The organism is Paraglaciecola sp. (assembly GCF_039964565.1).
Taxonomy (GTDB): domain Bacteria; phylum Pseudomonadota; class Gammaproteobacteria; order Enterobacterales; family Alteromonadaceae; genus Paraglaciecola.
In genome coordinates, this window is sequence record NZ_JBDVXF010000011.1 from 16,214 (window position 1) to 35,432 (window position 19,219).

General features: G+C 39.8%; 18 protein-coding genes. 12 read left to right on the plus strand and 6 right to left on the minus strand.

Annotated elements, in window-relative coordinates; genetic code table 11:
* The first annotated feature begins 140 nt into the window (after positions 1-140).
* The 7 genes from ABJK37_RS05670 (at position 141) to ABJK37_RS05700 (ending at position 7,918) form a co-directional block, all read left to right on the plus strand.
* Positions 141-1,115, plus strand: a complete 975-nt coding sequence (locus ABJK37_RS05670) for a choice-of-anchor A family protein (RefSeq protein ID WP_348351002.1) — start codon at positions 141-143, stop codon at positions 1,113-1,115.
* 77 nt (positions 1,116-1,192) lie between these two features.
* Positions 1,193-4,018, plus strand: coding sequence for an XrtA/PEP-CTERM system TPR-repeat protein PrsT (gene prsT, locus ABJK37_RS05675; RefSeq protein ID WP_348351004.1), 2,826 nt, complete (start codon positions 1,193-1,195; stop codon positions 4,016-4,018).
* An 80-nt stretch (positions 4,019-4,098) separates the two neighbouring features.
* On the plus strand, positions 4,099-4,623 hold the full coding sequence (locus tag ABJK37_RS05680; RefSeq protein ID WP_348351006.1) for a glycine zipper 2TM domain-containing protein: 525 nt from the start codon (positions 4,099-4,101) through the stop codon (positions 4,621-4,623).
* Positions 4,624-4,783: 160 nt separating this feature from the next.
* Positions 4,784-5,014: a PepSY domain-containing protein gene (locus ABJK37_RS05685; protein ID WP_348351259.1), complete on the plus strand. Its 231-nt coding sequence runs from the start codon at positions 4,784-4,786 to the stop codon at positions 5,012-5,014.
* A 65-nt stretch (positions 5,015-5,079) separates the two neighbouring features.
* Positions 5,080-5,754 (plus strand): response regulator transcription factor, encoded by a 675-nt coding sequence (locus tag ABJK37_RS05690; RefSeq protein WP_348351008.1) that lies wholly within the window; start codon positions 5,080-5,082, stop codon positions 5,752-5,754.
* 17 nt (positions 5,755-5,771) lie between these two features.
* Positions 5,772-7,100, plus strand: coding sequence for an ATP-binding protein (locus ABJK37_RS05695; protein ID WP_348351010.1), 1,329 nt, complete (start codon positions 5,772-5,774; stop codon positions 7,098-7,100).
* A gap of 167 nt (positions 7,101-7,267) precedes the next feature.
* Positions 7,268-7,918 carry a LiaF domain-containing protein gene (locus ABJK37_RS05700; RefSeq protein ID WP_348351012.1) on the plus strand — a complete coding sequence of 217 codons (651 nt, stop codon included), beginning with the start codon at positions 7,268-7,270 and terminating at the stop codon, positions 7,916-7,918.
* A 141-nt stretch (positions 7,919-8,059) separates the two neighbouring features.
* Here ABJK37_RS05700 and ABJK37_RS05705 read toward each other — a convergent pair whose 3' ends face one another.
* Positions 8,060-9,127 carry an AI-2E family transporter gene (locus ABJK37_RS05705; protein WP_348351014.1) on the minus strand — a complete coding sequence of 356 codons (1,068 nt, stop codon included), beginning with the start codon at positions 9,125-9,127 and terminating at the stop codon, positions 8,060-8,062.
* 92 nt (positions 9,128-9,219) lie between these two features.
* Between ABJK37_RS05705 and folX the strand changes: the two genes are divergently transcribed.
* A complete protein-coding gene (gene folX, locus ABJK37_RS05710) occupies positions 9,220-9,585 on the plus strand; it encodes a dihydroneopterin triphosphate 2'-epimerase (protein ID WP_348351016.1) in 366 nt (121 codons plus the stop codon).
* Positions 9,586-9,602: 17 nt separating this feature from the next.
* Positions 9,603-10,493 carry a TIGR01777 family oxidoreductase gene (locus tag ABJK37_RS05715; protein ID WP_348351018.1) on the plus strand — a complete coding sequence of 297 codons (891 nt, stop codon included), beginning with the start codon at positions 9,603-9,605 and terminating at the stop codon, positions 10,491-10,493.
* Positions 10,494-10,563: 70 nt separating this feature from the next.
* Here the strand turns inward: ABJK37_RS05715 and ABJK37_RS05720 are convergent, their stop codons facing one another.
* Positions 10,564-13,098: an FtsX-like permease family protein gene (locus ABJK37_RS05720; protein ID WP_348351020.1), complete on the minus strand. Its 2,535-nt coding sequence runs from the start codon at positions 13,096-13,098 to the stop codon at positions 10,564-10,566.
* A gap of 4 nt (positions 13,099-13,102) precedes the next feature.
* Positions 13,103-13,822, minus strand: a complete 720-nt coding sequence (locus ABJK37_RS05725) for an ABC transporter ATP-binding protein (protein ID WP_348351022.1) — start codon at positions 13,820-13,822, stop codon at positions 13,103-13,105.
* 1 nt (position 13,823) lies between these two features.
* Between ABJK37_RS05725 and ABJK37_RS05730 the strand changes: the two genes are divergently transcribed.
* Both ABJK37_RS05730 and ABJK37_RS05735 read left to right on the plus strand, forming a co-directional pair.
* On the plus strand, positions 13,824-14,465 hold the full coding sequence (locus ABJK37_RS05730) for an arylesterase (protein ID WP_348351024.1): 642 nt from the start codon (positions 13,824-13,826) through the stop codon (positions 14,463-14,465).
* Positions 14,466-14,541: 76 nt separating this feature from the next.
* Complete coding sequence (locus ABJK37_RS05735; RefSeq protein WP_348351026.1) at positions 14,542-14,727, plus strand: hypothetical protein; 186 nt, start codon at positions 14,542-14,544, stop codon at positions 14,725-14,727.
* A 369-nt stretch (positions 14,728-15,096) separates the two neighbouring features.
* On the opposite strand, the gene ABJK37_RS05740 is transcribed toward ABJK37_RS05735, so the two are convergent.
* Both ABJK37_RS05740 and ABJK37_RS05745 read right to left on the minus strand, forming a co-directional pair.
* Positions 15,097-16,023, minus strand: a complete 927-nt coding sequence (locus ABJK37_RS05740) for a tRNA-dihydrouridine synthase (RefSeq protein WP_348351027.1) — start codon at positions 16,021-16,023, stop codon at positions 15,097-15,099.
* Between the two features lie 56 nt (positions 16,024-16,079).
* A complete protein-coding gene (locus tag ABJK37_RS05745; RefSeq protein WP_348351029.1) occupies positions 16,080-16,280 on the minus strand; it encodes a DUF1289 domain-containing protein in 201 nt (66 codons plus the stop codon).
* A 309-nt stretch (positions 16,281-16,589) separates the two neighbouring features.
* Between ABJK37_RS05745 and ABJK37_RS05750 the strand changes: the two genes are divergently transcribed.
* The gene (locus ABJK37_RS05750; RefSeq protein ID WP_348351031.1) at positions 16,590-18,410 is read left to right on the plus strand and encodes an acyl-CoA dehydrogenase C-terminal domain-containing protein; all 1,821 of its coding nucleotides are present in this window, start codon (positions 16,590-16,592) and stop codon (positions 18,408-18,410) included.
* A 124-nt stretch (positions 18,411-18,534) separates the two neighbouring features.
* On the opposite strand, the gene ABJK37_RS05755 is transcribed toward ABJK37_RS05750, so the two are convergent.
* The gene (locus tag ABJK37_RS05755; protein WP_348351033.1) at positions 18,535-19,155 is read right to left on the minus strand and encodes a MarC family protein; all 621 of its coding nucleotides are present in this window, start codon (positions 19,153-19,155) and stop codon (positions 18,535-18,537) included.
* Between the last annotated feature and the right edge of the window lie 64 nt (positions 19,156-19,219).

The window sequence follows — 19,219 nt, forward strand, 5'->3', positions numbered from 1 at the left end:
GGATATTTTACACACTATTGAAACAACATCATCCGACACAACAAATTAATCATCAAAATCAAAAACTTAAAATACAGGCTTGAATTTTGCTTACTTCAAGTAAGTAAAGGTGAACAATCGTTTTTTAAAGGTATAATTAGGTGCATATCAAATTATTATTTAGCGCAGTAGCGATTCTAGGGCTAATTTCATGTCAACTTGGCGCAACAACACATACTGTGAACACCTCGGCACATGTAGGGTCATATAACTTAATTGTTAAAAACGATTTAGCAATCAATAGTGATATTCAAGGTAAAATTTTTGTTGGTGGAAATGTCAATAAGGCTGACCAGAATAACAAAAATCTCATCGTGGGTGATAAGCTTGGAATATCTTCGAGTGTCGACGCAGTGACCATAGTTGGTGATATTAATAATATTGAAACTGTTAGAACCTTTAATGGCCATAACATTATTTATGGTGGCAATGCTGGTGCGTCTAATTTTGAAGGAGGCTCAGCAAACCAGGTGAATCAAGGAAACCTTCAGAGTGAATTTGACACTTTGTGGGCACAGGTAGAAAACGATAGTGAATATTTTGAAAATTTAGAAAAAAACGCCGATTATCATCGAACCCATCAGGATAAACGAGGCGTTTTTGAAAATGATAATTCTGTTGATTTGAATGTTTTCGAAATAGATAAAAGTTTTCTGGAAAAACAAAATGGAGAACATGATTTTCAGACTAATTTAAATGTCCCAGTAGTAATTAACGTTGCTGGTACTGGTACCATAAATATTATATCTAAGCCTCTTGGAGGCTTCGCAACAACAGCAACCGCAGTCAATGTATTATGGAATTTTTATGAAGCCACTGAAGTGAACTTTAATGCTGGCTCTTGGTATGGCTCTGTTTTAGCTCCATTAGCAGTAGTAAATTTGAAAGGTGGCAATATTGATGGTTCAGTTGCCGCATTGTCATTTAACGGCGAAAGTCAATTACATCATGCGTTGTATTCTTATTCGCCTCCCCCCTCAAAACCTATCAGTGAAGTGCCTGCTCCAGCGAGTACTTTAATTATCGCTTTTGGGTTAGTATTAGTGGCGTACCGTAAATTCAAAACACTAGCTTAGACTTAAGCTATTATCTTGACTTGTTATTATTTAAGACGGATTTATCCGTCTTTTTTATTTTAGGTGTAGGGAAATAAATGCGCGCTTTATTGAATAGTATTTGTTTTAAAAATGTTCTAGTAATAGCTTGTATAATACTCAGTATTCACTTTTCATCTTTTACAATTGCCAATACTCAAATCCACTACGAAAAAGCCCTCTTAGCATATAAAGAAAAGCAGTTTGAGGAATCGATGATTCACTTAAAAAGTGCATTATTGGCAACCCCAGAGAACTTACCTTCAAAAATTCTAATGGCTCAGTTATTGGCACAATTAGGACATTTCGAATCAGCCGAACTGGAGTTTGAAGACGTCATTACACAAGGTGCCGACATCAGTCTTTTTGCTGATGTCTGGGGTGCAACCTTGATGCAGCGTAAAGCCTATCAAAAAATTATCGACTTCCAACAATTTGCGTATTTTTCTGAGTCCCAGCGATTAAATTGGCTACGGCTAAGAGCGTCCGCCTGTATGAGCGCAAAAAATTACGATTGTGCGATCCAGAGCTATTTAGATATAGACAAACTAGCAGAAGATGGAACAGAAACGTTAAATGGATTAGCCAGCGTTCAGCTCAATTTGAAGCAGTTTGAAATGGCCAACGAGTATCTAAATCAAGCCATTAAAGTTGATCCGAATAATCCTATTACTTGGCAATTAAAGGGCTTAGTGGCTAAAAATAACAATCAATTAGAATTGGCTTTGACCCACCTTCGGAAAGCTTTTGAACTTGACCCAGACGACCCTTACATATTACGCCATTTAGCTGATGTCTATTTAGCCACCAATAACAATAAGGCCGCAAAAGACACGATCAATACTATATTAAGCGTTTCACCCAATGACCCTTTCGCAATATTGGTGAATAGCTGGTTACAAAAAGATACCGCTTTAGAAGACAAAGCGGAGAAGAAGTTTAAGGAAGTTACGGCAAAAATTAACAATTTACCAAACGAATATGTGCTGCAAGAACATTCATTACTATTCTTGAGAGGGTTGGTTAATTTTAGGCAACAGAGATATGCGGACTCTGCTCGCGATTTCATCCATTTACGTAAAAAAGATGAAAATGATATATCTGCAGTGGTGTTACTTGCCAAGAATTACATCGCCTTGGGTAAAGAAAAAGAAGCTATTTTGCTATTAGAAGATACTCAACAAGACCTACTCGAATTGCCAGACGTATTAGTTATGCTTGCAGATTTGTACATTAACAATAATAAAAATTTCAAAGCTCTATCACTATTGCAAACACTGCAGATAAAATACCCTGAGAATATTTCGATTCAATTATTGGAAGCCAAACTCAAAATTGCCAGAGGAAAAATACAATCTGGCATGGAACATCTAGACTTTTTAGTTTCAAAATATCCGGAAGACCAGGATATTTTATTGGTGCACAGCGTACTAAATTTACAAACACAGCAGTTTTCCAAAGCCAACACCAGCATTTCAAAATTGCTAGAAATAACTCCAAGTGATGCAACTAAGCTAAATATTAAAGGCGCTATTTTAATTCAACAAAACCAAATAGATGAAGCACAAATTTTCATCAAAAAAGCCTTAGATATTCTCCCCAGTTTACTCTCCGCTAAGATTAACCTAGCCAGTACTTATTATCTGCAAAACAACTACCTTAGTTCCATTCACATTTTAGAAGATATTCTTCGGGGCAACCCAAGTTACGAACCTGCATTAATATTAATGGCAAAGATTCAGTACTCGCAAAATAAACTTGATGAAGCTTATAAAAATTATCGTCAAGTATTGGTTAACGATAGAAATAATATTGAGGCTTTAGAAGGTGTTACATCGATATATTTGAGTAAGAATGAAAGAGTGGAGGCGCTTGTTCCACTGAACAAGTTGGGGAAAATTGAATCTCTGAACCCTAAATATATGATCCAAAAAGCTCAAATATATTTGTCACTTGGTGACGATGAAAACAGCCAATACCAAATAGAGAGTTTAAAACTTATTGCAAAAGAAAATGCAGCATTGTTACTCGCCCTAAGTAAACTGCAATTATTAAAGGGAGATTTACAAGAAGCATTGCAATCGCTTAAATCTGCCCAGACAATCCAGCCCAATAGCTTAAAAGTAGGTATTTTACTTGCGGAGTTATTATTAAATAATGATTTAACTGAAGATGCGGTTGTGCAAATGAAATTACTATCAAGTAAATTTAAAAACTCGCCTGATGTTTTGTTTTTACAAGGTAGGCTAGCCGAACAACAAGGTCAAATAGACCAAGCAAGTCAGTTATACTTAAATACGTTAAATATGAATGACCAACATGAAATTGCGCTCGCTAAACTTTATTCATTACTATCCCATGGAGCAGCGCCAGAGCCATTCAAAAATAAAATAAATGAAATTGTTTCGACTCATCCAGACCGTTATTTTCCACGTAACTTACTAGCGCAGTTTTACTTTTATTCTAACGAGTACTCTAAAGCTGCTTTCCACTATGAAAAACTACTGAACCACAAAGCTATACCTAATCGCCCAGCATTATTAAACCGTTTGGCATTGGTGTTTATGCCCACTGACATACTTAAAAGCTCCGAGTATGCGAGAAAAGCTTACCGCTTAGATAATACAAACCCAGAGATACTGACAACCTATGGTTGGTTGCTAACGCAACAATCTCAGCCTAGTAAGGGCTTAGAATTACTTAGAAAAGCATCAGCTCGAGGACAACAAGTACCAGAGATTCGCTACTACATTGCTGTTAGTTTAGAAAAGTTAGGGTTATTTTCTGAGGCGCGATCTGAACTTGAATCGTTGTTTGAGAAGAATGTTGACTTTTCAGAACAACAAGAAGCAAAAGCTCTATACGAAAAATTGAAAGAAATGTAGCACTCTATTCAAACTCAATTCAGCTAAAATTCAGCCCCAGCAAATTAATCTTGTCACCACTTTAAAACAGGAGTGGTTACATGAAATTATTAATAACAAGCACCATACTATTTTTAGCGGTTTCACCTTTTGCACAAGCGGACCACCAAAAAAGTTATCATGCGAGTAAACATAACCCTGCTAAATTTAAAGTACGGGTTATTGAAACAACACCGGTATATACCTACGTCACTCAGCCCCAGCAACAAACAGTCTGTGAGCCTGTAGTGACAACCTATCAAAAGTCTCACAATAAACGTGCGGTTATATTGGGTGGGGTAGTAGGAGGCGTAATAGGACATGCGACGAGTAACGATAGACATAAAGGTTTAGGCACTGTAGTGGGTGCGGTAATCGGTAGTTCGTTAGCCCATAAAGTTGACCTCGGTCATAAACACAATTCAAGGGTTTATCAAGGTCATAAACAACGCTGTGTGACCCAATATAACGAGCCACAAAAAATACGTGTATTAGATGGCTATAATGTCACCTATCGCGTGAAGGGGAAAATCTATCAGACTTTTAGGCATGAGCGTCCTGATAGGTTCATTAGTATTTATTACTAGTAAGGTTCATGTTTACATCGTCACTTAACCTCACAATAACAAAAGCAATTGCTTTTAAGTCAATTGATGATTGGGGTAAACTAAGATTAGAACATTAACTAACAAGAGCTGAATTTTGAAGCAGAATCCATACATTAGATTTATAGTTATTTGCTTAGCGATAATTTCGCTAAGCAGTATGTCTATTTCTGCGCAAGATACCCAAACGCCTCCTAGAACCAAATCTGAAGCGGCTAAAAAGGCGCAACAAAAGGTTAATGGTAGAGTGTTAAAAGTCGTTCAAAATAAAAGCAAGTATCGAGTGAAAGTGTTACAAAAGTCTGGGCGGGTTATCTCTGTCGATGTAGACAAAAAATCAGGTAAAGTCAGTAGAAAAAAAGGGAAAGATTAACGTGATTTCGTCGCGCTGGAAACAGGCTCCAGTAAAAATAAACACCAAAAACAAATAGGCTTTTAATGCGCATATTAATAGTAGAAGATGATAGTCGTTTACTTACGCAGTTAGACATATTGCTGCAAAAAAACGGCTACAGTGTTGATTTAGCCGATGATGGCGCAAAAGCGTTGTTTTTATTGCAAGAACATACCTATGACTTGGCCATCATCGACATAGGACTGCCAGTGGTAGATGGTTTTGAGGTTATCCAAAAGGCCCGAAAAAATGATGTGAGTTGCCCGATTCTAATTTTGACCGCAAGAGATAGATGGCAAGAGAAGGTCGAAGGTTTAGATGCAGGTGCAGACGATTATTTAACCAAACCTTTTCACAACGAGGAGTTATTAGCGCGCATAAATGCATTAATTCGCCGCGCTGCCGGTAAAGCCCACCCAACAATCGAAAAAGGTCCGATTACTCTGGATACACTAAGCGAAGAAGTGAGTGTAAACGGACAATATGTTGAGCTGACTGCCTATGAATACAAGGTATTAGAATACCTGTTGTTGAATCCACAAAAAGTGATCTCTAAAACTGAACTCACCGAACATATTTATGACCAAGACTTTGATTTGGACAGTAACGTAATTGAAGTATTTGTAGGGCGCCTACGTAAAAAAATTGATCCCAATGGTAGCGTGAATCCAATCGAAACGCTCAGGGGTAGAGGATATCGAATTAATCGTGAGCTCTAATTTGAACACAAACGCCAGTGCATAATCTTTCCCTCAGGTTAAGAAGTTTTGCTGCGGCGCTTTTGGCGCTGCTTATTTTTATACCTCTAACAGCGGTCACTTTAGAGCAAGCATTCAACAGCAGTTTAACTCAATCAATGTTGCAACAACTTCGGGTACAGAGTTTGACCTTAATCTCTGAGTTTGAATTAGATGGCAACGGCAAACATGCAGTCATGCCCGAACAGCTATATAACGATCAGTTTAATATCCCTGGCTCGGGACTGTACGCGTTTATACAATCAGATGAGGGCGTATTATGGCAATCTCTGTCTACCTTAAATTGGCAACAACAGCCCAAATTTACTAAGCCAGATATAGGCTCTGAAGCATTTATCGAAGATTTTGAAATGCAGAATAATTATTTTTTGTATGCCTATACCGCCGAATTCGAAACCGATCAGGAATTCCAACCGGTTAGCTTTTATATTCTTCAAGATAAACATGTATTTAATGCCGAGAAAAGCAAATTCGCTAACACTCTGTGGAAATGGTTGGGCTTGATTGCATTGTTATTATTGATTTTATTATTAGTTACTTTAAACGCTGCATTATTGCCGATAAGTAGGCTTAACAAACAAATACGCTTAGCCGAAAGTGGACATTTAAAACGTATAGATCAGCGTTACCCACCGGAATTAGAAAAGCTCAAAAAGAGTATCAATCACTTGTTAGATACCGAACAGCAACAACGTAGTCGTTACAAAAATAGTCTAAGTGATTTAGCCCATAGCCTTAAAACCCCCTTAGCCGTGTTAAGTGGTACCGCTGATTTACCTGAACAGGCCAAGGAGCCTATTAATCAAATTGATCTACAAATTCAACGTCAACTAAAACGAGCCGTAGCCGGAACCACAAGTACATTTGAGCAAGCAACTTTAATTAAACCTGTAGTAGATAAGTTATTTAACGCTATGCATAAAGTTTATGCAGACAAACATCTCACTCTTACCCACAATTTTGAAAATCACACACTTGGCTTTCATGGCGACAAGACAGATTTAATGGAAATATTAGGCAACGTGTTGGACAACGCTTGTAAAGCCGCGCTCGGGCAGGTCAAACTATCGGTATTAGCGAATCAAAATAAATTGTTAATCTATGTTGAAGATGACGGCCCCGGTATTCCTCAAGACAAACGTGAACACCTTTTGGAACGAGGGACGCGTTTGGATAGCTACAAAGAAGGTCAAGGTATTGGCATGGCAGTGGTGGCCGATTTAATGTCTGCCTACCTAGGTCAACTCGAAATCGAACAAAGTAGCTTAGGCGGTGCCAAACTTATTTTGGTATTTCCTCGTTCTTGATATTTTCCCCAAGAAGGAGTGAGAACCGCTAAAATGTACGCTTTCTACTCTTTTTAAAAATGTAACCTATCATTAACCACATGATTTATAATGACTTTTTATTTGGCATAGTATCTGCTTTAAATTATTTCACTAAAACCTCAATGATTAATAGTTAGGGAACCCACATGGCCGTAATACTTGAAGACAGACCAATTGAAAATCTCCGAGAAGAAGTGATCGATACGCTGATCTACAACTACAGTCATGGAGTGATTTCAAGTGAAGCGTTTGAACGTCGACTGGATCAAGCCATGGCAAGTCAGAATCATAGAGAAATATTCAATTTAACTGCTGACTTAGAAAAAACGACAGGCTCTGAATTCGCATCCCATAAAGAACGCCAGTTCAACATCAACTATGCGACCAGTGAAAATGACGAAACCGATACCATTATTAATATTCTTGGTGGCTCCTGTCGCAGTGGCCAATGGACAGTACCTCGAGAAATAAAAATCATCACTCTATTCGGTGGAGCCGATATTGATTTTACAGACGCAATTTTTACTACACCCAACGTCACCATAAAAATACTCTGCTTATTTGGCGGCACCGATATATCTGTGCCCGAAGACATTAATATTATCTCGAAAGCCTTCTGTATTTTGGGCGGTATCGATAATTCCGCTCCTTCTATCGCGACACGTCAAGCCCCCACACTTACCATTGAAGGACTTGTCATGTTTGGCGGCTTAGACATCAAAATAAAACGCACCATCAAAGAAAAGTTTGTCGCGTTCGCCAATCAAATGAAAACCATGTTTAACAATAAGGTCTAAGAGCAAGCAACAGTTTTTTGGAGGAGCAGTAACACACTCAGATTGTCTTTGATTTGTGATGCTTTATGCCAATCCGTTACGATAACTACCCACTCAGAATACCCCAGCAGTTATCATTACGGATTGATACTAGTCTCCTTCTTATCCCCCTGCATTTTCAACTTGAGTCTCTTCAATATCAGGCTCATCATCTTCACTGGCCAATAATAACGCCACCCAGCGCGTATCTGGGCTGGATTCCAGTGCTATTTTTACGATCATTGTTAACGGCACCGACAACAGCATACCTACTGTTCCTAGTAACCATCCCCAGAAAATCAACGACAAAAACACGACTAAGGTAGATAAGCCTAATCCGCGCCCCATATACCGCGGCTCTATAACATTGCCCATTATGGTGTTCGACACGACAAAACCTAATGCGGTAAATCCAGCCGCAGCAGGACCGAGTTGCACAAAAGCCAACAATACTGCGGGTACCGCTGCGATAAAAGAGCCAATATTTGGGATATAATTAAATAAGAAAGCTAAAACAGCCCAAAGCAAAAAGTGGTCAATGTCGAGTACATATAACCAAATACCAATAATTAACCCCGTACCTAAGCTGACAAGAGTTTTGATCACTAGATAATTTTTGACAGAAAGCAAAAACTTATCGATTTGTTGCATTTTCATGCTGGGATCATCTAGCGCAATATGAATTTTTTTAGGTACTGATTCAGCTTCAAACAACATAAATACAACAATTAACAAAATCAGTAAAAAGTTGGTTAACACACCTCCTAAACTCGTTAAAAGATTTGTCGCCATATTCATGGCTGCACCTGGGTCCAAATAAGAGATTAACGCTTCTTTATCGACGTTAATATTAAAGGTATCTAGTTGACCAATCACCCATGAAAATTCTTCGACTAATTGCTCTCTGTATTTAGGCATATTCTGGCTAAATTCATTCATCGACTGTCCTACTAAGCCAGCCAGAATCAATCCAAACACCACGATAATCAGTATAACTAGGATAACCGCTACTGCTCTGGGCAATTTATAGCGATTTGCCCAGGTTATGATTGGACTACAAGCCATGGCAATAAAAATAGATAATAAAAATGGCACCACTATAGCGCTCGCGGCTTTAACACCTGCTAGTATGATTACGATAGACGCCATAATAAGTAATATCTTAACGGATCTTTGGGATTTAATTTGCATATCAAGTTTCTAAATGAATTCCTTGTGAGCAAACTAGCAGATCTGTATGGTATTTTATAGCGCATAACCAAAAGATTCACATTAGGACAAGTATGAAGCTCAACCCAGCTACCATTAGGATTAAAAATTTGCGTTTGCGCACTTATATCGGTATTAACGACGACGAAATTGTTAATATGCAAGATGTTGTCATAAACGTAAAAATTGCCTACCAAGCCGATCAAGCGACAGATTCAGATGAAATGAATGACGCTCTGAACTACAAAACAATTACCAAAAGAATCATAAAACTGGTCGAAAACAATCGCTTCTCGTTACTCGAGAAACTCACTGCTGATGTGCTCAGCATTGCAGCAGAACATACCAGAGTGAACTATGCTGAGGTAGAAGTGGATAAGCCCCACGCGTTACGGTTCGCTGATTCAGTTTCTTTATGTTTGTCATGCAATAAAACTTAGTTGTTTACAGGGGATATATGAAAATACTCATCACCGGAGGTTCGGGCCTAATCGGTTCAAACTTAATCCCCATATTGCGTCCATGTGACATTGCGGTCTACACACGAAACGTCGCAATGGCAGAACAAATATTGGGCCATAAGATTAACTTTTTATCTTCTTTATCGCATTTAACCAACCTCGACGAATATGACGTGGTGATTAACCTTGCGGGTGAGCCTATTGCGGCTAAAAAATGGACTGCTGAACAAAAATCTAAAATTGAACACAGTCGCTGGTCAATGACTGAAAAGATAGTGTCCTTAATTAACGCTGGGGTCAATCCACCTAATCTATTAATCAGTGGGTCGGCCATAGGATTTTACGGTCGTCAACAGGACCAAATTATTGATGAAAACTTCACATCCATTCACGATGAGTTTAGCCATCAGCTTTGTGAACGTTGGGAACATTTAGCCCAAAAAGCTCAATCAGATAAAACCCGCGTATGCATAATACGAACTGGCGTGGTGATTACCAAACGAGGTGGCGCATTACAGAAAATGCTCTTGCCTTTTAAACTAGGATTGGGGGGGCCAATTGGCGACGGAACCCAATACATGTCATGGATCCACCTTGAAGATGTGTTACAAGGTATCGCTCATCTTATAGCCAATAAAAGCTGTGAAGGTGTGTATAATTTCACCGCGCCCAACCCAGTCACTAACCAAGAATTTAGCCGTGAACTTGCTTCAGCGTTGTCACGCCCTTGCCTATTGAGAGTACCCCAATTTATGTTACGAATGATGGTGGGAGAAATGGCTGATTTAGTTTTATATGGACAAAGAGTGGTACCTAAACGCCTGCAACAAAGTGGATATGAATTTATCTATCCTAATCTATCTCAGGCCTTCGAATGTTTTCACTAATAGCCTTATTTTATTCTCACTTCTAAAACAAAAAAGTTGATACCCAAGGTATCAACTTTTTAATTTTTACCTACACCATTTGTCGTAGTAGGTGGCTAGTATTAAGCGACAATAAACGCCAGCAACCTAAGGCGCCAAGAACGCCCACCACCAAAGCGCCCACTATTGGAGCGATAAACCAATATTCGAGATGCCAATTGGCTGGCATCTCGAATATTTGAGTTTGTAACATGTATAAGCTAAATTCGGTTGCGGCGGCGGCCATTGCTCCCGCCACTACCCCAATGATAATAAACTCGAAAACAACGCTGGCTCTAATCAAGGTACCTTTAGCACCGAGCGTACGTAAAATAGCCAGTTCTTGTTGCCGTTCATCCATACTTGCCTGTACTTGTGCAATAAGTACCAAAGCCCCTGCAGCTAACACCAAGACTAATATAAACTCCACTGCCAACGATACCTGATCAACTATATTGCGCAGTTGGTTAATACGCGCATCAACATCAATTAAAGTAACATTTGCAAAAGGTTTCATTAATTCAGTGATATCGGCTTTACGTTCAGTCGGTAAATTGAAACTCGAGATATAAGTAGGAATGAAACTTTTTAATGCTCGCGGTTCAATCACAAAGAAAAAATTAGGCTGCATAGATTGCCAGTTCACATTTCTGATACTGGTTACTTCAAGATCAACAATTTCACTCCCTATATTAAACGTCAGTTTATCGCCCAAACTAAGGTCCATACGCTCCGCGATACCTTGTTCGATAGACACCTCATAGGGCCGCTCCGCGACGGTGTCAGTATCGTCGTTATCACCTAACCATTTACCTTTTACCACTTCGGTACCTTTCTGAAGGGTGTTACTCCAGGTTAAATTAGCTTCTCTACCTAATCCATCACGACCTCGGGTTTGTTCATCAGGATCTTCTTTAGACACCGCGGTACGTACTTTTTCATCGTTAACGGCTACAAATCTACCGCGAACGACAGGGTAAAACTTCTCTATAACCACTTGGTTATCCGCAAAGTGTTGCTGCAAATTGGGTTGCTGTGCCTGACTTATATTTACTAAAAAATAATTAGGCGTACCTTGCGGCAATTGATTTTGCCATTGCTGCACCATGTCGTTACGCATCACCAACACAATCAGAAGTAACATAATGGTGACGGCAAAACTGATTAGTTGCACACTGTTGTCCATCGCTCGACGATGAATTCTTGCCCAAGCTAACTGCCACGCACCCATTTTACCTTGACCTAATTTACGGCCCACCCAAATCAAACCGAAGGTCATAGCTAACAAACTTATAACTAGAATAATCCCTGAAACAAACAAAATGGCGCTTACCTCGATGTTTTGGCTGTAAGCCCACATCAATAAAAATATCGCCCCACCCGAAGCGACAAACTGAATCAATCTTGAACTTAAATTTGCACCTAAGTCTCGGCGCAACACCCTAAGTGGAGAAACTGAAAATAGCTTCATTAGTGGATACAAAGAAAATAAAATTGCACAAACTGACCCAGTAAAGATAGCTATAATGAGTGGCTTCCAGTGCCATACGTCTATTGACACATCTACTTTATCGGCTATCGCTGCCACTACCAGTTGTTGTATTAGAAAACCCAAAACTACCCCAATTAAAAGACCAAGAATGGTAATAAAAAGGATTTGTAGAAGGTAAATTTGCTGCACCATCTTTTTAGGTGCACCCAAGGTTTTCATAATAGCTACGGGATCATAATGTCGCATACTGTAGCGCTGTGCAGCTACTGCAATCGAAACTGCAGCAAGTACAATGGCCAACAAACTGGCCAACAAAAAATATTTTCCTGCCCTCCCTACCGCGCGACCGATGCCAGACTCATCATCTTCTATTGAGTCCCAATCATGAAGCTCGCGGTCTAGCTGTGGTTCCAGCCAATCATAATACTCATCTAAGACGTCACCTTCGCCCGTAAAAAAGTAACTATAATTAACTCTACTGCCTGGACCTTCGACATTAGTTGCAGCTAAATCGACCTTAGAAATGAGAACTTTAGGATCACCACCAAACACACTAAAACCCGCATCCGGCACCTCGGTTAGCACCTTACTCACTTTGAATATTTTGTCTCCAACTTCAATGCTGTCGCCGATGTTAATTGCTAAGGTTTGGAACAACTGAGATTCAAGCCATGCTTCACCTGAATTGGGTAGTTGATTAATAGCAGTTCCGGGTGAAAAAGGCTTTTCAGCAACTTTTACTTCACCTTTGAGTGGGTAGCCTTTATCTGCAGCCCTTAGGTCAACCAAGTCCATTTGTTCGTTAGCAAAGACCATTGAACGAGCATAGGTTTGGTGCGCGGTGTTTAGCCCCATTTGTTGCGCTTTTTCAATCCAAGCGAGGTCAACAGGTTTGTTTGAATCGAGCACTCTGTCGGCGGCAATAAATTCCGCACTTTTTTCAGTTAAAGCTGATTTAAGTCGTTCACTGAACAATGAAAGTGACAACACTGATGCAACCGATAGAATAATAGCCAATAGAATTATGGTTAGCTCACCACGTTTAGTTTCATGGCGAAAGAGTCGCCACGCTAAACTCAAAGTATGATTAGTCATAATGCTAACCTACTTTTTGAGCAGCTTGCTCAGAAACTGGGGTTGCAAATACTTCGGTCAACTCACCCGCTTGCATATGTAGTTGACGCTGGCATTTATCTGCCAACTTAGAGTCGTGTGTAACCAAAACCAAAGTTGTATTTGAGTTTTGGTTTAACTCAAATAATAGTTTTTCAATTTTGTCGCTATTGGCAGCATCTAAATTACCTGTGGGTTCATCAGCAAATAGAATTTTAGGCTCAGAAATAAACGCCCTTGCAATCGCAACCCGCTGTTGTTCACCACCAGATAATTGATTAGGGTAATGGCTGGCTCTGTGCTCTAGGCCCACTAATTCTAAAATATCCAAGGCGCGCTTTTTTGCATCAGCATGGCCAGCTATCTCAGCTGGTAACATTATATTTTCAAGCGCGGTCAAACTTTGTACCAGCATAAAACTTTGAAAAATAAAGCCTACTTTAGCGCCTCTAAGTTGTGCTCGTTGTTCTTCATCCATGTTTTGCATGGCTTGACCATCTAAGTAAATTTCCCCTTCACTCACCTCGTCTAGACCCGCCAACAGGCTAAGTAACGTAGATTTACCGGAACCCGACGCACCGACTATGGCAACCGACTCACCCGCCTTGACATCAAAGCTAATTGGCTTGAGGATCTGTAACTGACCTTGAGTCGTAGTAACTGTTTTGCTAATACCGTTTGTCTTAATCATAGTTGTTGGAGTCATAGTGTTGTTTCTTAATACCAATTCGTTGCGAAATAAAATTTATATATTGTTTATCTTTATACCTTTGTTACTGATTTCAGATCAGTTACGGGCCCAAGAAACAAAATTACTTATACTGGGTGATAGCCTAAGTGCTGCATATGGTCTAAAGCAAGAGCAAGGCTGGGTAAGTTTGTTACAAGATGCGTGGCAAAATCAAGATATCAAAGTAATTAATGCTGCCATTAGTGGTGAAACAACCGATGGTGCCCTTGCCAGATTACCTAGATTATTGGAGCAACATACTCCCACTCATATCTTTGTTGAATTGGGGGGTAACGACGGTTTACAAGGCCATCCAATAAATAAAATGCGCGACAATCTAGAAAAAATAATTCAACTGTCACATAAAAGTGCGGTAAAAGTTATTTTACAACAAATGCAAATACCCACTAATTATGGCAAACGATACACCAGTATGTTTTCTGGTACCTATTCAAATCTAGCCTTAGAGTATGATTTAGTCTTGCTACCTTTTTTCTTACAAAACATCGCTTTAGATAAAAGTTTAATGCAGCGAGATGGCATTCATCCAACAGCTGAAGCACAAATTTTGATAGCAAAAGATATGCAAAAGACCTTAGGTGAGATTATTTTCCCCTAGCGGAATAAAAAATAACCAACTAAAATAATCTTGAGTAACCACTCAATATTTATTCTTTCAAAATCAGGAGGACGGTATGGAAATTGGCTCATCAGGTGCCGGTTCAGTGGCACAAATTGCGCCGACTCAAACAGGCTCTGTGCAGCAAGTTAACAGAGCTGAGCAACAAGCAGTATTAGAATCTCCCGCACCACAAGAGACTCAGGCTGATATCCCAAGCCCAGACCAACGAGTCGGTACAATAGTTGACGTAAGTGTGTAGATTCGTCTAAGAATAAACAACCGAGTGATACCACTCGGTTTTTTATTGCCTATTTAATCAAACAGGTAATACCAATTCATCTTATCAATTAGTCACTCAGAGAACACCAGCGACTTTCAATCGAGGCGTAGTCCTGCAGGAATGGCTACCCCCTTTCAAAGGACTAGAACGAAGAGTGAAAGTCGCTGGTATTCTCCCTTTGGGCGAGGTTTAAAAGCACCTACTCTGCGTTGTTCGAACTTACAATAGAATAACTATTGCTTCATTCGAGCGCCTTGATTAGGTGATTTTAAATCTCGCTGAGCGATCAATTGTTAGGATGGATTGGTATAATCTGGACGTAAACCTAAATCAGCTTTGAAAGGGTGACTAGGATTGGATTTGTAGCAATATTTCTTCAGACTTTTTAAGCGCTCTGATTTCCATAAACAATTCTTCAGCTTGTGGGTACTGTCGGCTCAAATACCCTAACCATTGTTTGATGCGATTAGGGTAATATTTACCCTTGTCGCCATAAAGTTCGTAACCTGAATAACGTACCAATAGAGTCTTAACATGTTCCCAAGGCATAGCCGCCTGAGCGTTTCTAATAACGTGAGCCAGATTAGGCATGGCTAAAGCGCCCCTACCCAACATGATATTTTCACATTGTGATTGCAATCGGCAATTGTATGCGTCAAGTCCATTCCAGATTTCGCCATTGGCAACAATTGGAATATTCACCGCTCGTTTTATCTTAGCTATCCAATCCCAATAAGCAGGCGGTTTATAACCATCTACTTTGGTACGTGCATGAATAACCAACGAGTCTGCTCCTGCATCAGCTATGGCCTGAGCGTTGGCTATCGCCAATGACGTATCTTCGAATCCCAAGCGCATTTTTGCACTGACTAATTGATCGTTAGGCACGGCTTTACGCACCGCGCTAACAATCTGAAAAATGGTCTCTGGCTCTCGTAACAACACAGCTCCGCCTTTGCTTTTGTTAACCGTTTTCGCTGGGCATCCAAAGTTAAGATCTACTCCGTGGGAGCCTAATTCAACAGCACGATACGCATTTTCAGCCAACCAAACAGGGTGTTGACCTAATAACTGCACTTTCACTGGCACACCACTAGAGGTAAAACCTTGGTTATGTAACTCTGGGCATATTCGATAGAACACCCTTTTAGGCATCAATTGATCGACAATTCGCACAAATTCAGTCACACATAAGTCGAAACCGCCCACTTCGGTTAACATGTCGCGCATCAAGTGGTCAACTACCCCTTCCATCGGGGCTAAAGTAATATGCATAGCTTGGATTTGTACCTATAACAACTGTGGCTGATTAATCTAGCAAATAAAGAAAACTAAAAGGGATGGCTATTTATATGAGCTTTTCTGCGGGACTCACATAGGGCTAGTATTTCAACTTTTCGATTATTATCTGCTTCACCCCACACTAAAATTTCGTCTATGACTCGAAAGCAGCCAAGACACATATCCTTGTCATCCAAACAGCAGTTTCGGACACAAGGAGACTGAACGTCACTGGAATTACTGTTATTCATTGAAAATGTTCACATAGCCAATTGTCAGCATCTAATTAGCAGTAATAATACTTGGTAGTGGCTGTACTGTCTGTAATTTAATATCTACAAACAATCTTTCGCGAACAAAAAATGCGCTAAATCCCATTAAATGGTCTTTGCCCTCAGATCTATCGACGCCAATACAGCTAGAGAGCAAAAACCTACGAACAACCGACATGTTGGTTGGCGAGCGAAAACAAAGTATTTTCGCGCCAGTGGTATGACCAGTAAAAAATTCTGCTATACTTCAGTCAAATTTATTCAACCCAACCTTTTTGGAGTTCTACAATGTTGCAGTACAAAGCCCCAATAATGGACATTAAGTTTCTTATTGAAGATGTATTTAAATATTATTCCCATTATGAAAAATACCCTGAGTTCGCTGAAGCAACACCTGATCTAGTCGATGCAATATTGCAAGAATGTGCAAAGTTTTGTGAAAACGAACTGCTGCCTTTAAACCAGAGCGGTGATAAAGAAGGTTGTAAATTTGATAATGGTGTTGTGACTACACCTACGGGTTTTAAAGAGGCTTATAACAAGTATGTTGAAGGCGGATGGCAAAGTCTATCGCACCCTCTAGAGCATGGTGGTCAAGGTTTACCACCCTCTTTAGGCATGGCCAAACAAGAAATGATGGGTACGGCTAATTGGTCATGGGCAATGTACCCAGGCTTAAGTCATGGTGCGATGAACACTATTCAAACCCATGGAACCGAAGAGCAAAAAGAATTATTCCTGACTCGTTTAACCGAAGGTACATGGACAGGTACCATGTGTTTGACTGAACCACAGTGTGGTACAGATTTGGGACAAGTCAAAACCAAAGCCACACTTAACGAAGATGGTACCTATGACATTGTAGGAACTAAGATATTTATTTCCGCTGGTGAACACGATTTAACTGAAAATATCATTCACATTGTTTTAGCGCGTCTACCAGGAGCCCCTGAAGGCACCCGTGGCATTTCATTATTTATTGTGCCCAAAATCCAAGTTGACCAAGAAGGCAATTTAGGTGCTAGCAACAACGTCACTTGCGGCGCAATTGAAGATAAAATGGGCATTAAAGCCTCTTCAACTGCAGTTCTTAATTTCGATAATGCTAAGGGGGTTTTGATAGGCCCTGAGAATAAAGGTTTAGAATGTATGTTCACCTTTATGAACGCAGCTAGAGTAGGCACTGCGTTACAAGGAGTTTGTGCATCTGAACTTTCTTACCAAAACGCATTATTGTATGCGAAAGAACGTTTGTCGATGCGCTCATTAACGGGCAAAAAGCATCCAGATAAAGTTGCAGATCCGATTATTGTCCACCCTGATGTGCGTAAAATGTTGATGACCCAAAAAGCGATTACCGAAGGTGGTCGTGCCATGATTTACTATACGGCGCAAATTGTTGACCAGATTGAAATGGCTAAAACTGAAGACGCGCGTAAAGCAGCAGATGATAGATTAGGGTTCATCACGCCAATACTGAAAGCCTTTTTGACCGAACTGGGAAGCGAAAGCGCCAACCATGGAATGCAGGTATTCGGTGGTCATGGTTTTATAAAAGAATGTGGTATGGAACAAATTGTTCGTGACGTACGCATTTCAACGCTTTACGAGGGTACAACAGGCATTCAGGCATTGGATTTATTAGGCCGTAAAGTTTTACTTACTCGAGGTAAATCTCTAAATGCGTTCAGTAAAGAAATTCTTGGGTTTTGCAAAGATAAAAGCATGATTTCCAGTAACCCACACAAACGCCAAATGAATAAATTTGTTTGGGCATTAAGTAAAAATGTCGCGAACTGGCAACAATACACTATGCGCTTGGCACTTAAGGCCAAGAAAGACAGAGACATCGTTGGCTCCGCTTCTGTGGATTATTTGATGTATTCTGGTTATATAGTAATGGGATACTTCTGGGCGCAGATGGCGCAAACAGCCTACGAAAAATTGGCGGGTGATGTTGAAAACCGCGATTTTTACCGAGCCAAAATCAAAACCGCTGAGTTTTATTTTGAACGTTTATTGCCTAGAACTAAGTCATTGGCGAAAACTATGATGGCCGACCCAAAAACCTTGATGCAATTAGATCAAGACTTGTTGTCTTTTTTATAATCTAAGTACCCGCGGATTAGGGGTTCTGAAGTATTGAATAGTCACTAACCTTGCTATTCAATACTTCAGCCATTTCATCTAGAATCTGTTGTTAATAGTGTCGATATATTGAGTTCGTACATCTTTAAGGTTGCAGTAGAATATTGTATTCATTAAACCCTGACAATATATTGGTTGTTGCTATTGCAGTAAGAATTAACCCCATTACCCGGCTTATTACACTGGCACCACTGCTACCAATAAACCTTACAATAAAACCAGAAAGTAACATTAATACATAGGTCAATAACAAAACTGCCAACACAACCAAAGCGGTTTGTGCTTGCTCCCATACAGTAAACACTGAATTTTTTGTCAATAATACTGCAGCCAACATTGCCCCGGGGCTCGCAATCGAAGGTACCGCCAGAGGGAAAATAGCAGTCTCCCTATGAGATTGTGATAGCAGTTTTATTTCCTCTTCAGGTTTACTTTCTCCAAATATCATATTTAAAGCAAATAGAAACAAAACGATCCCTCCTGATATTTGAAATGCAGGGAGAGGGATAGACAAAGCCCGCAATAACACCTCGCCAGCGACAATAAAAAATAACAATATACATGCCGAAACAATCGCAGATAATAATGCAACGCGACGTTTAATTTTTGGTTCATATTTATCCGTTACCGCTATAAACACTGGAATGGTTCCTATGGGGTCGACAACGGCAAAAAAGGTAATAAAAACAGCTAAATAATCTATCATTAACTTGGGATTCCTGACTCTAATTGAGTACTAAATTTGTTACGCACAATCATATTGACTGTTG